Raw genomic sequence first — 14,430 nt, 5'->3', positions numbered from 1 at the left:
TTGTCATCACGAACTTCTCGGCGACCCCGCAGGTCGTCGGGGGCGGGACCACGCACTGGGGCGGCATGGTGCCCCGGATGACGGTGAACGATTTCCGTCTGCGGTCCCTGCACGGCGACGTCGAGGGCGCGAGCCTCGTCGACTGGCCGATCAGCTACGACGATCTGGAGCCGTATTACACCCGCGTGGAGTGGGAGTTCGGCACCTCGGGCCTCGGTGGCGCCAACCGATGGGAGGGGCGTCGCACCCGCGACTACCCGACCAAGCCGGCCCCGCTCAGCCAGATCGGGCGCAAGTTCGCCACGGCCATGAACTCGATGGGGCACAGCACATTCCCCATGCCGCAGGGGATGGTGACGGAGCCCTACCGCGGGCGCGAGCCGTTCAGCGAGAACGGCTTCTGGCAGCAGTACCCCGACCCGGGCACCGGCAAATCCTCGACGCTGATCAGCTTCATCCCGGATGCCGTGAACACCGGCCTCTACGACCTCCGTTCCGACTGCTACGTCAGCGAGATCCTGGTCGACAAGACGGGCAAGGCGACCGGTGTGCGATACCAGGACGAGAACGGCAACGAGTTCGTCCAGAACGCCAAGGCCGTGATCGTCTGCGGCGGCGGCATCGAGACCCCGCGTCTGCTGCTCATGTCGAAGTCGGCCCTGTTCCCCGACGGCCTCGGCAACGGGAGCGGGCAGGTGGGCAAGAACGCGACGTTCCACCAGTACTCGTTCTCGGTCGGCCTGTTCGACAAGGAGCTGCACGACCCGCTCTACGGTTGGTCGGGCCACTACATGAACCTGTGCTCGTTCGACTTCTACGAGACGGACGAGTCGCGAGGGCACATCCTCGGCTCGCTGATCTTCCCGTCGATGCTCGGCCACCCCGTGAACTGGAGCTTCCCGGGCCGCCCCACGTGGGGCCAGGCCGCGAAGGACGCCGACCGCGACCTGTTCAACTACAGCATGAAGATCGGGATCCTGCTCCACGATCTGCCGGTCGAGTCCAACCGCGTCGACCTCGACCCGACGGTGAAGGACGCCTGGGGCCTCCCGGTCGCCCGCATCACCCACACGCCGCACGCGAACGACTTCGCGCAGGAGAAGTGGCAGGTCAAGAAGAACGGGGAGATCCTCGAGGCGGCGGGCGCCTCCAAGGTGGTGCCCGTCAACATGGAGCGCATCACCGGCAACACGTCGCACGAGCTCGGCACGGTCCGGATGGGCAACGATCCCGCGACCTCGGTGGTCGACAAGTGGTGCCGCTCGCACGAGGTGCCCAACCTCTACGTGTTCGACGCGAGCTTCTTCCCCACGGCGACCGGCATCAACCCCGCGCTGACGATCATGGCGAACGCCTGGCGCTGCGCCGACCGCATCATCGCCGTGGACCGCCACGGCTGGACCGACTGACATCGACGACGACCTCAGAGGAGAAGACGAAGACAATGGGACAGGCAGAATGGGTCACCGTACCGATCTCGACGCGGGACACGGATGGGCCGCTCTTCTTCACGGAGCACGAGTGGGCGACTGTCGAGGCCGCCACTGCGCGCATCATTCCGACGGACCACCACCCGGGAGCGAAGGAGGCGGGGGTGGTTCGGTTCATCGACCGGATGCTGGCGGGGACGCAGTTCGTCTTCCCCGCCGCTGACGGCAACGGGTTCCTCCGGATGGAGGGGCTGGAGGAGAAGGCCTGGCAGGAGCGCATCGAGAGCCGTCAGACGTTCTACCGGGAGGGGATCGTCGAGCTGGACGGGATCGCCGGCGAGCGGTACGGCGCCGACTTCGTCGACCTCGACGATGATCAGCAGGATGCGGTCCTGGAGATCATCTCGAAGAAGGAGAAGCCGGCCCGGTTCGTCTTCGCCGAGTCCGACGGGCAGGGCAGCGGGGGAGCGCCGGCCGGCAACCAGCCGGTCAACGAGGACTTCCTGGAGTTCTTCCCCCTCCTCGTCCTGAACACGCGACAGGGCTTCTACGGCGATCCGGTCTACGGCGGGAACGACAACCGCCTCGGCTGGCGCGTCATCGGGTTCCCCGGGCCTCCCTCGCTCGCCTCGACGATGGACGGCAGCTACACGACGCGCGAGTACATGATCCCGGAGGCCGAGTGGCCGTATGAGCAGCACCCCGCCGTGCTGCGCTACGGGAACCGCTGAGCCCGGCGCAACGGGAGGCACCGGCCGGGCGCTCCACGGGCGCCCGGCCGGGCACGACCATAATTGGGGGATGATCCTCCCCTGCGTGTGCCACCCGATCGACCCGGAATCGAGCCGGTGACCGAGACGAACGGCGCCGCGCCCCGCGCCGCCCGGATGGTGGACGTCGCCCGGCTCGCCGGAGTGTCTCAGCAGACCGTCTCCCGGGTGGTCAACGGGCACACGAATGTCGCTCCCGAGATCCGGGAGCGGGTGGACCAGGCGATCGCGCAGCTGCGGTACCGGCGCAACTCCGCCGCGCGGAGCCTGGCGACGAGCCGCTCGATGAACCTCGGCGTGCTCAGTTACGCGCTGTCGGTGCACGGACCCGCCCTCGCGTTGTTCGGTATCGCGGAAGAGGCCCGCCGGAACGGCTATTCGACGAGTCTCGTGAGCATCGCCGACGTCGACCGGGCGAGTATCAGGGCCGGGCTCGACTCGCTCGTCGACGACGGGGTCGACGCCATCGTCGTCCTGGCCCCGATGACCGCCGCGACCGAGGTGCTGCAGCGGCTCGACACGGACGTGCCCGTGGTGCGCTTCGAGCAGGGCTCGCCCGCCGGCTCGGCGACGATCTCGATCGATGAGGCCCTGGGCGCCCAGCTCGCCACGCGGCACCTGCTCGAGTTGGGGCACGAGACCGTCCATTTCGTCGGAGGTCCGGACGGGTGGATGGCGTCGGAGGCGCGACGGCGCGGTTGGCGGACCGAGCTGGCCCTCGCCGGACGTGCGATCCCCGCCGAGTTCCCGTCCCCCGACTGGTCGGCGGAGTCCGGCTATCGGGCCGGCGTCGCGATCGCGGCCGACCGGTCCGTGACGGCTGTGCTGGCGATCAACGACGTGATGGCGTTGGGGGTCATGAAGGCGCTCGACGACCGGGGTGTCAGCGTCCCCGGTGACGTCAGCGTGGTCGGGTTCGACGACCGCGACGAGTCGGCGTATTTTCAGCCGGCTCTGACGACCGTGCGGCTCGACTTCACCGAGGTCGGCCGTCGCGCGGTCGGCAGCGTGCTCCGTGCCCTGCGCGGCGAGGCCTCGACCACGATCCCGCTGATCCAGCCCGAGCTGAAGGTGCGTGACAGCACCGCGAGATACGACTCCGGGGCCTGACGCGGTGCCGACGGCTTGACCTTGCCCGGTGGGACAAGGTCTACCGTTCTTCTCGGAGGTGCGGGATGAGGATCGGCGAACTGGCGCAGCGGGCCGGGGTCTCGACCAAGGCGGTGCGCTACTACGAGCGCTTGGGGCTGGTGGAGCCGGCGCGCGCGGCGAACGGCTATCGCGAGTACGACGACGGCCACCTCCGGGCGGTCGTGGAGATCCGCGAGCTGGCGTCGACCGGGATCACGGCCAGGAAGACGGTCCCGTTCCTGGAGTGCCTGGAGCTCGGGCACGAGCACGGCGACGAGTGCGTGTCCTCGCTCGCCGCCTACCGCGACAGCATCGCAGAGATCGATCGCATCGTCGCCACCCTCCAGACGCGCCGCGCCGAACTCGTCCGCAGGCTGGACGAGGGCGCATCCCGGACTTTCGAGAAGGAGACCACGATGACCGACTACACCACGCTTCCCACCGGACTTCCCGTCCCCGAGGACGACGGTGCGGCCGACCACCTCCCCGGCACGCCGGCGCCGGCGATCGCCTTCACCGCCACCGACGGCCGGGTCGTCGATCTCGCCGGGCTCGGCAGCGGCCGCACTGTGATCTACCTGTACCCCCTCACCGGGCGCCCGGGCGTCGACCTCCCCGACGGCTGGGATGCCATCCCCGGCGCGCGGGGCTGCTCCACCGAGGCGTGCGACTTCCGCGACCATCACGACGAGCTCACCGCGGCCGGCGTCAGCGCGGTCTATGGATTCTCCAGTCAGCCCACCGACTATCAGGCCGAGGTCGTCGACCGCCTGCGGCTCCCGTTCACGATGCTCTCGGACGAGGACTTCCGGCTCGGAGACGCGCTCGGCCTGCCGACGTTCGCGGCCGAGGGCCACGACCGCCTGTACGCGCGGCTGACGCTCGTCATCCGCGACGGCGTCATCGAGCACGCCTTCTACCCGATCTTCCCGCCGAACACCCACGCCCAGCAGGTCCTCACCTGGCTGCAGGAAAACCCGGCCTGATGTTCACCTCCACCTTCATCTTCGAGGCCAAGCCGTACGACGACGAGTTCCATCGTCTCAACGACGAGATCGCCGAGCGGGCCCGCGCCATCCCCGGATTCCTGGGTGAGGAGTCGTGGACCAACGACGAGTCCGGCCTCCACTCCGAGGTGTACTACTGGGACAGCCGGGAGGCCCTCCAGCAGCTCATCGGCATGGACACCCACCGGCAGGCCAAGCGCCTGCACGAACGCTGGATCGGCGCCTATCGCATCGTGATCGGCGAGGTGATCGGCACCTACGGGCAGCCCGGGCTCGGCCTGGAGCACGTCCCCGCGGACGGCGACGCGGCGTAGACGGCGCCGCCGCGTGCCCTGAACTCGGGGCGGCGGACAGTGAACGGACTCTCTATCGTTCGAGATGTCACGGCATCGGCCATGCGGCGTGGGGACATCATGCAGTCAGCGGCAAGCGAATCGCACGGGTGGGGAGGGTTGCGTCGTCCCGCCCTGCATCTGCTCTGGGCCGTGCCGGTCGCCATCCTGGTCTCCGTCCCGTTCGCCGCCCTCTCCGGGCTCGCCTGGGGAGCGATCGGAGGGTGCAGCCCCTCGTTCCTCGGCGTCGATCCCGAACATCTCGGCTTGGCGCTCGTCGGGTGCACCGGCGCCGCGGTGGTCTTCATGCTGCCGTTGCTGATCGTGCCGTGGCCCACCGTCCGGTCCGCCAGGGTCATTCTGGCGATCGTCGCCGGGGTTCTCTACGCGCTCGGAGTGGCCTTCGTCACACACGGTCAGTGCCCGTGGCTCCCGTGAGTGCCGATCAGCAGACCGGCCATTCGTGCGTTCGGTCTAGACGCCCCCGCCGCCTCCGCCGCCCCCTCCGCCGCCGGAGAACCCGCCGCCTCCCGTGCCTCCGGTGCTAGCGGAGGACGAGCTGCTGGCGATGGTCGTGCTGGAGGAGATGCCGCTGACCACCTGGGAGAGCACCGCGACGTTGAAGGCGGTCTGGCCGGCGTACCAGGTCGGCGACTGCCCGGTCTGCTCGTAGAACCGTCCGAGCTCGGCCAGCCACTTCTTCTCGTCCCCGAACAGCACGGCCCAGGGGAGGAGGCGTTCGGTGAGGTTCAGCATCTCGCGCGGGTCTCCCACGGCGACAGGCACGCGCTCCGCCCCCTGCGGCGACTGCAGGTAGCGGATGCGGTCGGCCTCGGCGAGGTGCACGTACATCCGCAGGCCGTCCACGTATTCGCGGAGGGCGGTGCCGGTCGCGGTCAGCGGTGAGCGCGACAGCAGGACGGCGGTGACGGCGAACAGCACGACCGAACCCACGAGGATCGGGATGGTCAGCCCGCCTCCGTAGACGCCGACGATGCACATCACAGAGCCGAGCACGGCGAGCACGGTCGCTCCCAGTGCGGTGAGGAACACCGCGCGGACCGGCCCCCGCGGACCGGCACTGCGATAGCCGTGAGCGGTCGCATCCGAATGCACGCCCTTCAGCAGCGAGGAGATCGCGCTCGCGACGCCCGCATCGGGCGAGCCGAGTTCGAGCGTCGTGCCGGGATCGAGCTCGTCACCGAACAGGGCCTGCAGGAACGACAGCTCGTAGGCCGTCGGATTCGGATCGCGCAGGGCCTGGCGACCGGTCGCCTCGGTCGAGACGAACTCCAGCGTGTAGGTGGGGCGACCGAGGAATCCCGTGGTCTGCAGCACTCGCACCCGGCCCGACACCGCGAGGTCCAGCGTCTGGGCGGCGACCGCCTTCTGCGTCCGCCGCGTGATGTCCGCCGCGAGCAGCAGACCCTCCTTCGGTGGGACGTACTCGGGGATGATCGTGACGCGCCCGGGGGCGTCGCGCAGCACGCGCACGCGGACGACGATGGCGGCGATCAGGGTCAGGATGCCGAGCAGGAGGCCGGCGAGGGCCGCGTAGCCCCATCCGGTGTCGAACAGTCCGTCGGCGCGCGCCGTGAAGGTGCCGGGGGCGAAGCCGATCGCGAAGGTCAGGTTCTCGCCCGCGCCGAGCCGGTCGGCGCTGAAGCGGAAGCCGTCGTCCGTCCGCTCGATCGTCGCGGGCTGCGTGGAGCCCTGGACGCCGCGATACGCGGACGGGGTGCCCTGCAGCGCCGCAGCCAGGCCGGAGCCGAGGTGCACGGTCGCCGTCACCCGGTCGAAGGGCTGCGCCCAGGCGGTGCCGTTCGCATCCCAGTAGAACTCGTCGTCGTCCGTGTTGGAGAAGTAGCGCGTGACGTTCGTCTGCCGGTAGGTGATGACGTAGGTCTGGTCGCCGTGCACGTAGCCCTTCGCGGCGATCGTCAGCGAGAGGATCCCGTCGTCGGAGTCGCTCGTGTATGCGCGCGGGGTGCCGTTCTCGTCGGTCACCGACACGACCGTCAGGTCCGTCGGCTGCCCGTCGTACTCCTCGACCAGCTCGCGCCGGATGCCGTGGTTCTGGTCGGTCTCCGGGAAGCGCGCCACCAGGGTCTCGACGGTGGTAAGGGTGGAGTGCCCCTCGGCGTCGCGGCCGAGCCGGTAGTCCCCGTCGAAGCTCGCGAACGAGAAGTCGTCGACGCCGGAGGGGACGGCGGCCGGAGCAGGCGCGGGCGCCGACGCGGTCGCAGCGCTTGCGATCGGGGCGCCTCCCGCCGCGATCAGCGAGCCCAGCGCGACGGCGACGGCCGTCGCGGCCAGCCGCCCGGCCCACCCACGCAGCCGCCGGTCTCGAACGCGGACTCCCACCTGCCCCGCCGTCCTCCGCCCTCGCCGGACGGTTCGTCTCGGCCGCCGGCCCGCCCGGCAGCACGCCTCCCATCCTGACACGGCGGGTGACGGGTTGACCCTCGGGGGTTCCCGACGTTCCATGCAGGCATGATCGCTCGCGGCCGTCTCCGCGCGCTCGGGGCATGCGCCGCCGTCGCGCTGACCCTCGGCGGTCTCACGGCGTGCGAGACCGTGCCCCCGTCGTCGTCGGACAGTGCTGCTCCCGCCCTGCTCGACGTGGTCGGCAAGCCCGCCGACAAGGGCGTCGAACTGCTCCGCAACGCCGGCTACCGCGTGGCGGTGCTGGGCGAGCACGGCGAACCCGCGACGGCCTCGCCCACGCGGCTCATCGTGTCGCAGAAGCCGGAAGGAGGGGCGAAGGTCGCGGCGGGGCGGACGGTCACGCTCACGCTGGGCGACGGGTAGGCCGGGATCGCTCAGGCTTGGCCGAGGAGGCGCCAGGTGGTCCGCGGGTAGTGGTCGTAACGGATGGCGATCTCACGCGAGAGCAGGGTCATCCGTTCGATCGTGCGGTTGTTGCGCAGCCGTCCCGCGTCCAGGACGCGGAACGGGAGGTCGCTGAAGACGCTCATGACTCGCTCTTTCGCGTGCTGGTCGTCGCCGGTGACGAGAATGTCGGATTCTCCCTCCGGAAACTGCGGGTCGTCGAAGACCACCCAGAACGTGTTCTTCAACGCCCCGACGACCGCAGCTCCCGGTACGGCCTCGGCCAGCTCTTCGGCCGCTGACGTGGTCTCCGGCAGGGTGAAATCCGTGAAGTCCTCGGTGAACGGGTTGGCGATGTCGACGATGATCTTTCCCTGCAGACGGCGCTGGTGCTCCGACACGAACTCGAGCGCGTGCTGATGCCAGAGCGCGAGGACGATGACGTCGCTGACGTCGATGGCCTCGCGGACCCCGAGCGGCCGAACGCGCACCAGTCCGAGCTCGTCGATCGTGCGCTGCAGTCGCTCGGGGGCTCTGCCCGCCCACACCACCTCCCCGCCGTGAGCGGCCAGGAGTCGGACGAGGGCGTCGCCCATGCGGCCCGAGCCGATGACGGCGAGGCGGGGCCGGGCGTGTTCAGCGGAGACGTGCATGAACCCACCCTTCCGATCCGGCAGAGCCACCACCAGTGGCCGATCAGCACGTTGTCGATAAGATCCGGTCATGGACCGTGATCGTCATCTCGCCGCCGTCATCGTGCCGGACACGGCGCTGCTGTTCGAGACGGCCGTCCCGATCAGCGTGTTCGGCGTCGACCGGACGGTGACGGGCGCTCCGCCGCTGCGTGTCGTAGCGGTCTCAGAGGCCGACACGTCTGCGACCACCGGTGGCCTCTCGCTGACGGGATTGAGCGGGCTGGGTGCAGCCGATGACGCCGGTGTCGTGATCGTCCCGAACTGGCCGGACCCGGAGAGTCGACCGTCCGACGCGCTGGTGGGCGTCTTGAAGCGAGCGGTGGATGACGGGGCCACCGTCATGGGCCTCTGCTCCGGCGCTTACGCTCTGGCGTACGCCGGCCTCCTCGACGGGCACCGGGCGATCACTCACTGGCGATGGGTGCACGACTTCGCGAACCGCTTCCCGAACACGGTCGTCGATGACAGCGGGCTGTACGTCGATGAGGGCAACGTCATCACCTCCGCAGGCACAGCTGCCGGCCTGGACGCGTGCCTGCATTACGTCCGACGCGAATGGGGCTCGGCCGCGGCGAACGCGATCGCGCGCCGGATGGTCACCGCACCACACCGTCACGGAAGCCAGAATCAGTTCGCGCAACCCGAACCGCTCCGGTCGGCTTCACCCACGATCGCGGCCATCCAGGAGCGAGTCATCGCCAACCTCCCGCGGGCGCTCACAGTGGACGACCTCGCGCGGTGGTACGGCACCAGCCGGCGCACCCTCGACCGGGACTTCACTGCGACCGTGGGCCAGTCCGCCATGCAGTGGATACTCCGCCAACGCGTCCTGACAGCCCAGGAGCTGCTGGAGACGACGACCCTGACCGTCGAGCAAGTCGCCCACCGGACCGGGTTCAGCAGCGCGACCGCGCTACGCCCGGCCTTCCGCAACGCCCTGGGGATCAGCCCGCAGCAGTACCGGCGGGCATTCGCTCCACTCGAGGACTAGAGCTGTGAGAAGGCCGCCAGCCGACGCCTGACACACTCATCGACGGAGCGGAAAATTGGAGCGAGTGACGGGAATCGAACCCGCGCTATCAGCTTGGGAAGCTGAAGTTCTACCATTGAACTACACTCGCGTGGCCCTCGATCCCAGTGATCCACTGGGGTGCGGGACTGCCGCCCAGACTACCCGGTCCCGCGTTGTCGGCCAAACCCGTCATCCACTCACGGCGTCGTGTAGACGAGTGTCAGCGTCGGCTGGAAGCCCGCCACGGTCGCCTCGCGCGACCACAGCCGCACGTTGTCGCTACCGGCGGTGCTCGCGAGTCGGAGGGTGATGGAGCTGCCGGCGAGCGGGGCGAGGTCGGCGGCGGACAGGGTGGCGGTGTAGGCCGTGTTCACCGCGGTGGCTCCGGCGAGCTGGCCGAGCACGGTCGGTCCCGCGGCCGTCGGCCGGTTGTTCCAGGTGAGGGTCGCCTCGTCCCAGGCGCCGGTGACGAGACGGAACTCGTGGGTGTCGGCCGATCCGGCCGTGGGGTCGGTGGATGTTCGGAGCGAGATGGTCGCCGAGGTGAGCACCTGCCCGGGGGGTGCCGCCGGGAGGTCGAATCGCAGGAAGGACTCGATCGCGGTGTTGAAGCGCGACGAGAGCTGGTTCGTGGTCCCGTAGGCGAAGGTCGGGTTCACGGCGGCCGCCATCGTGTCGGCGCTCGTCACGATGGTCTGCGTCGTGGGAGGCGCGGCCGGGCCGGAGACCGTCGCGGCCGCGGTGGCCGAGGCGCCACTCACATTCGACGCGGCATCCGTCGCGGCCACCGCGTAGTACCAGGTGCCCTGGGGGCGGGCCGAGTCGGTGAAGGTCGTGCCCGTTGTGTTGCCGATCCGGGAGGCGTCGTCCGCCGTGAAGCCGGGGGTCGTGCCCCGGTAGACGAGATAGCCCGTGACGCCCACGTTGTCGGTGGAGGCGCTCCAGCTCAGCCCGACGTTGTTCCCCGCATCGACGGTCGCGGTCAGCCCGGTCGGCACGCTCGGCGCGGCCGTGTCCGGGGCCACGGTGGTCACCGACGCCGCGCTCGACGCGCCGGAGACGTTGCCGGCGGCATCCCGTGCGGTCACCTTGTAATACCAGGTGCCCTCGGAGAGGGGAGCGTCGTGGTACGCGGTGCCGGCGATGCTCGGCTGGATGAGGGTGTCCGCGCTGGGTGCGAAATCGGCGTTCTGCCCGCGGTAGAGCGCGTAGCCGGTGACGCCGACGTTGTCGGTGGAGGCGGTCCAGGAGACGTCCGCGGCGAGCCCGTTCGCCGTCGCGGTGACGCCCGCCGGAACGGACGGCGCCGCCACGTCGACGACCGTGGCCGCGCCCGATGCCGCGGAGGCGGCACTGGCGTTGCCGGCCCCGTCGAACGCGATGACCTTGTAGTAGTACGTGCCCGGTGCCGGCGCGACGTCCTCGAACGTCGTCGTGGTGACGGTCGCGCGCAGCGTGTCGGCAGCCGGAGTGAACCCGGCCGTCGTGCCGCGATAGACGCGATAGCCCGCGACGCCGATGTCGTCCGACGCGGCGCTCCACGAGACGTCCACGTTGGCGCCGTCGAAGGCGGCCGCGACTCCCTGCGGCACGCTCGGGGCCGTGGTGTCGACGTAGCCCGTCCCGACGCGGTAGTGGTTCAGGGCCTGCTGCGCCGAGAGGGCCCGGTAGTAGACCGCCGTCTCGTCCAGCTGCCCGTCGAAGTACCGGTTCGTCTGCGCGTTGCCCGTCGACGGGTAGCCGCTGAGGCTGTCGCCGCCGACGTGCCACGTACCGTAATAGGTGGCGTTGCCCGTCGTGGAGTTCTGCGACTGGAGCGCGCCGTCGACGTACAGGCGCATGCCGCCTGGTCCCTGGGTGGCGACGACGTGGTGCCACTGGCCGTTGTTCAGCGCGGCCGTGCTGCGGAGCGTGGTCGTGCCGGCGCCGGCCCTCACGCCGAAGCGGAGGAAGCCCGTCCCGTTCTCCATGTAGACGACGCGGTCGACCGTCGTGCTGAGGCGATCCGTGCCGTCGTCCGTGCGCGGCCGCCCGTTCGACGAGCCGTAGTTGACGAGAGCGCCGCCCGTCGTGGAGGTCGTCCGGAACCAGGTCTCGACGGAGTAGACGGTCGGCCCGTTCGCGATGACGTCGTTCCAGATGTACTGCGGCAGCCCGCTCGCCTGGGTGTCGCTGAAGGTCGCACTCCCGCTTGGGTCACCGGAGATCGCGCCGGTGGCCGTCCTGGTCACGCCGTTCTGGGCGAGGCCGTTCAAGCCCACGACGGTCTGGCCGGCACTGTCCACGACCCACTGCGCGCTCGCCGTGTCGTCGTAGCGGTAGAACAGCCGCGGCTGGTCGGCGATCACGGTCGATGCGTAGGCAGAGCCCGTCGAGGAGGCGGTGGCCGTCGCCGCGGCGGAGAGTCCGCTCTGGTTGTTCGCGCGATCGATCGCCCGCACGCGGTAGCTGTAGGTCGTCCCCGGCGTCACGTTCGCGTCGACGAAGGTCGCCTGGTAGCGGTACCAGTGCTTCGACTCGGCGACACCCGTCCAGACGGGGGTGGTCGTGTCGGTCCCGCGGTAGACGGCGTACGTGAGGTCGGAGTCGTCCGGATCGTAGACGCCGCGGATGTTCACCTGCACGGCGCCGGGCGTGATCGCCCGCGCCGCGATGGTGGGTGCGGGCGGCGCACCCGTGTCGGTCGAGTTGAACCGGGTCAGGCCCTGCTGGCTCGCGCCGTTGACCCGCGTGAACTCGCCGCCGACCCAGAGGTACGGCGTCGCATCCGTCCCGGTCCCGACCGCGATGGTGCGCGGGCCGATGCCTTCACCGGTGCCGTCGTTCAGCTCCGGCACCCAGCCGATGTGCGTCTGCAGCGGATCGGTCGCGTGCGTCATGGTCAGGTAGATGCGGCGGCCGTCCGGATACATCCCCTGCGCGGAGCAGTCGTGGTGGTGGTGCGCCTCGATCAGTAGGCCCTGATAGGGGACGATCGTCTGCGTCGCGCCGGCGCAGTTGTCGCGCCATGCCTGGCTGTAGTCGGACCAGTTGTAGGCGAGGGCGCCGTCGTAGCCGTTGAAACCTTCTTGGGCGACGTAGAACCGCGTGCCGTCGGAGCTGATCGTCTTGGTCCGCGAGGTGGGCCCGACGGTGCTCGCCGGCCAGGTGCGCAGCACAGCGCCGGTCGTGGAGTCCACGACGGCGAAGCTGTGGGTCGCCGAGCCGTTGACGTCGAACCAGTCGCCGCCGATGGCGAGTCGGGTGCCGTCGGGCGAGAGCTGGAGCGCGTCCCCGCGCGCGTTCTTGCCGGGCACGATGGTGGTGCTGTACAGATCCTGTGTCGCGCCGGAGGCGTTGGCCACGAAGGCGGTCTGCAGCGCTCCGGCGCGGTCGACCTTCGCGAAGCTGCGCCGGGTCTGACCCGCGACGGTCTGGAACACGCCGCCGAAGTACACGGCGGTGGCGGAGGGCTCGATCTCGAGCACGTAGCTGGAGATGCCGCTCACCCGGAACGGCAGCACGGTGCACGTCTGGACGTTGATCTCCGCGAGACGGTTCACGGACACACCGCCGACGCTGGTGAACTGTCCGCCGATGAAGACGGTGTCGCCGTCGGGGGAGGCCTTGACCGCGTACACCGATGCGGCACTGCTGCCGAAGGAGACGGGCAGCTGGCACCCGTCGGGTTCTCCCGTCGCCGCGTTCAGGATGGCGAGGCTCTGCAGATCCCGGGCGGACCCCGACTGGCCCGCGCCCGGGCGGATCTGGGTGAAGGTCCCGCCGACGACCGCCTTGCCGTGGGAGATCGCCACCTGCCACACGGTTCCATTGGTCTGCCAGGTGGGCAGGGCGTCGGCGCTGAAGGGCAGGTCCGGCGACAGTGCCTCGGCCTTCTGCGGTGCCTGGAGGGCGATGCTTCCGATCGCGAGCGTCGCCACGGCGGCGAGGCAGGCGATGAGTCGAGTACGCACGTGAACCCCGATCGTCGAGATCTCCGACCGGCGGCCGCACTGCCTCGTGGGTCACCGGGCGCACGCGGATGTCCCACGGGCGCTCGTGCTGTCAGCTGCGCTTCGGCCACATCGTCGGGTGCAACATGCCAGTACGCTTGCGGCCGCAGTTTAGCGGCGCGGAGGAGGTCAGGGGAAGAGTTTCTGAGAAATTCTCATGTTCAATCCGGATCCCGGACGGAGGCCCGCCGCGCCGCCGGGTCCGTGAGAACGGCCACGTTGTCGGTGCGCTGCTCGATCGAGCCGCGCCCACGGGGAAGGCGTCGCACCTCCGGGTCGGCGATGCCCTCGAGGAGCCGGGTCGCGATCGCCGGATCCGGGTGCAGGTGCGGGCGATCCCAGAACGGGACGAGCGCGGTCTCCACGGAGGTCAGGCCGAGCGCGTTCTGTCGGTCGAGGAGGAACTGGAGGGCGTCGTCGAGTCCGCGATGTCTCGTCGCGAGATTGCGCGCGTCCAGCACCGCGGCGATCGATCCGCCGACGGGGCCCGCGTTCGGCAGGCACGCGAATGCCGAGCCGAACCACTTCGCGTACGGCGGCCAGGTGCGCTCGAGCAGGAACGCCAGGTGCATCGCGATCTGGGACAGCCGGGCCGCGATGATGCGTGCGCCGATGTCGTCGCCGACCTCTGCCGCCCGGGCCATCAGCGGCAGTTCCTGCGCGATCCGCTCCCAGTCGCTGGCCAGGACATACCGCCACAGGTCGTCCGGGTACCAGGCCAGCGCTCGGCGAACGGCTCCGAGCTCGCCGGTCGGGTCCGCGAAGACCGCGCCGGCCGTCACCTCGAGCGCGGCCTGGCCGGACACCGACAGCCAGTCGTGCACGTCGATGCCGTCGCGCGGGTCGAATCCCAGCCGGGCGACGGCGAACTCCCTCACCGATGTCACCTCGACGTGATGGCGCACGAGACTCTCGCCGGTGAAGGCGAACCGGGTGGGGAGCCCGCGGAAGGTGTCCGGGAGGTCGTCGTCGAGCAGCGCAGAGACGTCACCGACCGCATCGGCGGGCACGAAGAGGCTCAGCCGGAGGCCCCAGTCGTGGTCGCGGGAGACGTCGTCGTCGAAGCCGAGGACGTCCGAGCCGGTCCCGAGCCGCCCGGCGCCGAAGCGGAGACGGGGGAGCGACGCCGAGAGGAGGGGTGCGACCACGTCGTCGAAGAACGCGCGCGACAACGGGATCCCCGTCGCTGCGTCATCCGGCACGTCGGTTCCGCGGTCCATGGGCCAGCG

12 protein-coding genes and 1 tRNA gene are annotated in these 14,430 nt (G+C 70.1%); 8 read left to right on the top strand and 5 right to left on the bottom strand.

Features of this window, described 5'->3' with window-relative positions; translation table 11 throughout:
* The 6 genes from FHX33_RS18230 to FHX33_RS18205 form a co-directional block, all read left to right on the top strand.
* Positions 1-1,409, top strand: a 1,409-nt coding sequence (locus tag FHX33_RS18230) for a GMC family oxidoreductase (RefSeq protein ID WP_183428823.1), incomplete at its 5' end; no start/stop codon positions are given.
* A gap of 35 nt (positions 1,410-1,444) precedes the next feature.
* Positions 1,445-2,161: a gluconate 2-dehydrogenase subunit 3 family protein gene (locus FHX33_RS18225; protein ID WP_021758572.1), complete on the top strand. Its 717-nt coding sequence runs from the start codon at positions 1,445-1,447 to the stop codon at positions 2,159-2,161.
* Positions 2,162-2,278: 117 nt separating this feature from the next.
* Positions 2,279-3,310, top strand: coding sequence for a LacI family DNA-binding transcriptional regulator (locus FHX33_RS18220; protein WP_248616224.1), 1,032 nt, complete (start codon positions 2,279-2,281; stop codon positions 3,308-3,310).
* A gap of 65 nt (positions 3,311-3,375) precedes the next feature.
* The gene (locus FHX33_RS22000; RefSeq protein ID WP_021758568.1) at positions 3,376-4,317 is read left to right on the top strand and encodes a MerR family transcriptional regulator; all 942 of its coding nucleotides are present in this window, start codon (positions 3,376-3,378) and stop codon (positions 4,315-4,317) included.
* The gene (locus FHX33_RS18210) at positions 4,317-4,652 is read left to right on the top strand and encodes an antibiotic biosynthesis monooxygenase family protein (protein ID WP_021758566.1); all 336 of its coding nucleotides are present in this window, start codon (positions 4,317-4,319) and stop codon (positions 4,650-4,652) included. Before FHX33_RS22000 ends, FHX33_RS18210 begins: the two co-directional genes overlap by 1 nt.
* Before the next feature lie 99 nt (positions 4,653-4,751).
* The gene (locus FHX33_RS18205; RefSeq protein ID WP_155828968.1) at positions 4,752-5,108 is read left to right on the top strand and encodes a hypothetical protein; all 357 of its coding nucleotides are present in this window, start codon (positions 4,752-4,754) and stop codon (positions 5,106-5,108) included.
* Positions 5,109-5,144: 36 nt separating this feature from the next.
* On the opposite strand, the gene FHX33_RS18200 is transcribed toward FHX33_RS18205, so the two are convergent.
* Positions 5,145-7,034, bottom strand: a complete 1,890-nt coding sequence (locus tag FHX33_RS18200) for a DUF2207 domain-containing protein (RefSeq protein ID WP_221209685.1) — start codon at positions 7,032-7,034, stop codon at positions 5,145-5,147.
* Positions 7,035-7,163: 129 nt separating this feature from the next.
* On the opposite strand from FHX33_RS18200, the gene FHX33_RS18195 reads away from it, so the two are divergent.
* Positions 7,164-7,481: a PASTA domain-containing protein gene (locus FHX33_RS18195; RefSeq protein ID WP_021763491.1), complete on the top strand. Its 318-nt coding sequence runs from the start codon at positions 7,164-7,166 to the stop codon at positions 7,479-7,481.
* A gap of 11 nt (positions 7,482-7,492) precedes the next feature.
* Here the strand turns inward: FHX33_RS18195 and FHX33_RS18190 are convergent, their stop codons facing one another.
* Entirely contained in the window at positions 7,493-8,155 is a 663-nt protein-coding gene (locus tag FHX33_RS18190) for an NADPH-dependent F420 reductase (RefSeq protein WP_021763492.1), read from the bottom strand.
* Positions 8,156-8,225: 70 nt separating this feature from the next.
* Between FHX33_RS18190 and FHX33_RS18185 the strand changes: the two genes are divergently transcribed.
* Positions 8,226-9,188 (top strand): GlxA family transcriptional regulator, encoded by a 963-nt coding sequence (locus tag FHX33_RS18185; protein WP_021763493.1) that lies wholly within the window; start codon positions 8,226-8,228, stop codon positions 9,186-9,188.
* A gap of 56 nt (positions 9,189-9,244) precedes the next feature.
* Here the strand turns inward: FHX33_RS18185 and FHX33_RS18180 are convergent.
* From FHX33_RS18180 to FHX33_RS18170, 3 genes are all read right to left on the bottom strand, one after another.
* Positions 9,245-9,318, bottom strand: a tRNA-Gly gene (locus FHX33_RS18180).
* A gap of 88 nt (positions 9,319-9,406) precedes the next feature.
* Positions 9,407-13,162 carry a LamG-like jellyroll fold domain-containing protein gene (locus tag FHX33_RS18175; RefSeq protein WP_051336995.1) on the bottom strand — a complete coding sequence of 1,252 codons (3,756 nt, stop codon included), beginning with the start codon at positions 13,160-13,162 and terminating at the stop codon, positions 9,407-9,409.
* Between the two features lie 200 nt (positions 13,163-13,362).
* Positions 13,363-14,421, bottom strand: a complete 1,059-nt coding sequence (locus tag FHX33_RS18170) for a DUF4037 domain-containing protein (protein ID WP_021763495.1) — start codon at positions 14,419-14,421, stop codon at positions 13,363-13,365.
* Between the last annotated feature and the right edge of the window lie 9 nt (positions 14,422-14,430).

The organism is Leifsonia aquatica, from assembly GCF_014190775.1.
GTDB classification, from domain to species: Bacteria; Actinomycetota; Actinomycetes; order Actinomycetales; family Microbacteriaceae; genus Leifsonia; species Leifsonia aquatica.
The sequence above is the reverse complement of the archived record's forward strand: the minus strand, read 5'-3'. Positions and strand labels throughout refer to the sequence as shown.

Excerpts from the sequence above, each read along its gene's own strand:
- FHX33_RS18170 (WP_021763495.1), bottom strand. The coding sequence starts at position 14,421 with ATGGACCGCGGAACCGACGTGCCGGATGACGCAGCGACGGGGATCCCG.
- FHX33_RS18185 (WP_021763493.1), top strand. The coding sequence starts at position 8,226 with ATGGACCGTGATCGTCATCTCGCCGCCGTCATCGTGCCGGACACGGCG.
- FHX33_RS18190 (WP_021763492.1), bottom strand. The coding sequence starts at position 8,155 with ATGCACGTCTCCGCTGAACACGCCCGGCCCCGCCTCGCCGTCATCGGC.
- FHX33_RS18210 (WP_021758566.1), top strand. The coding sequence starts at position 4,317 with ATGTTCACCTCCACCTTCATCTTCGAGGCCAAGCCGTACGACGACGAG.
- FHX33_RS18225 (WP_021758572.1), top strand. The coding sequence starts at position 1,445 with ATGGGACAGGCAGAATGGGTCACCGTACCGATCTCGACGCGGGACACG.
- FHX33_RS18195 (WP_021763491.1), top strand. The coding sequence starts at position 7,164 with ATGATCGCTCGCGGCCGTCTCCGCGCGCTCGGGGCATGCGCCGCCGTC.
- FHX33_RS22000 (WP_021758568.1), top strand. The coding sequence starts at position 3,376 with ATGAGGATCGGCGAACTGGCGCAGCGGGCCGGGGTCTCGACCAAGGCG.
- FHX33_RS18205 (WP_155828968.1), top strand. The coding sequence starts at position 4,752 with ATGCAGTCAGCGGCAAGCGAATCGCACGGGTGGGGAGGGTTGCGTCGT.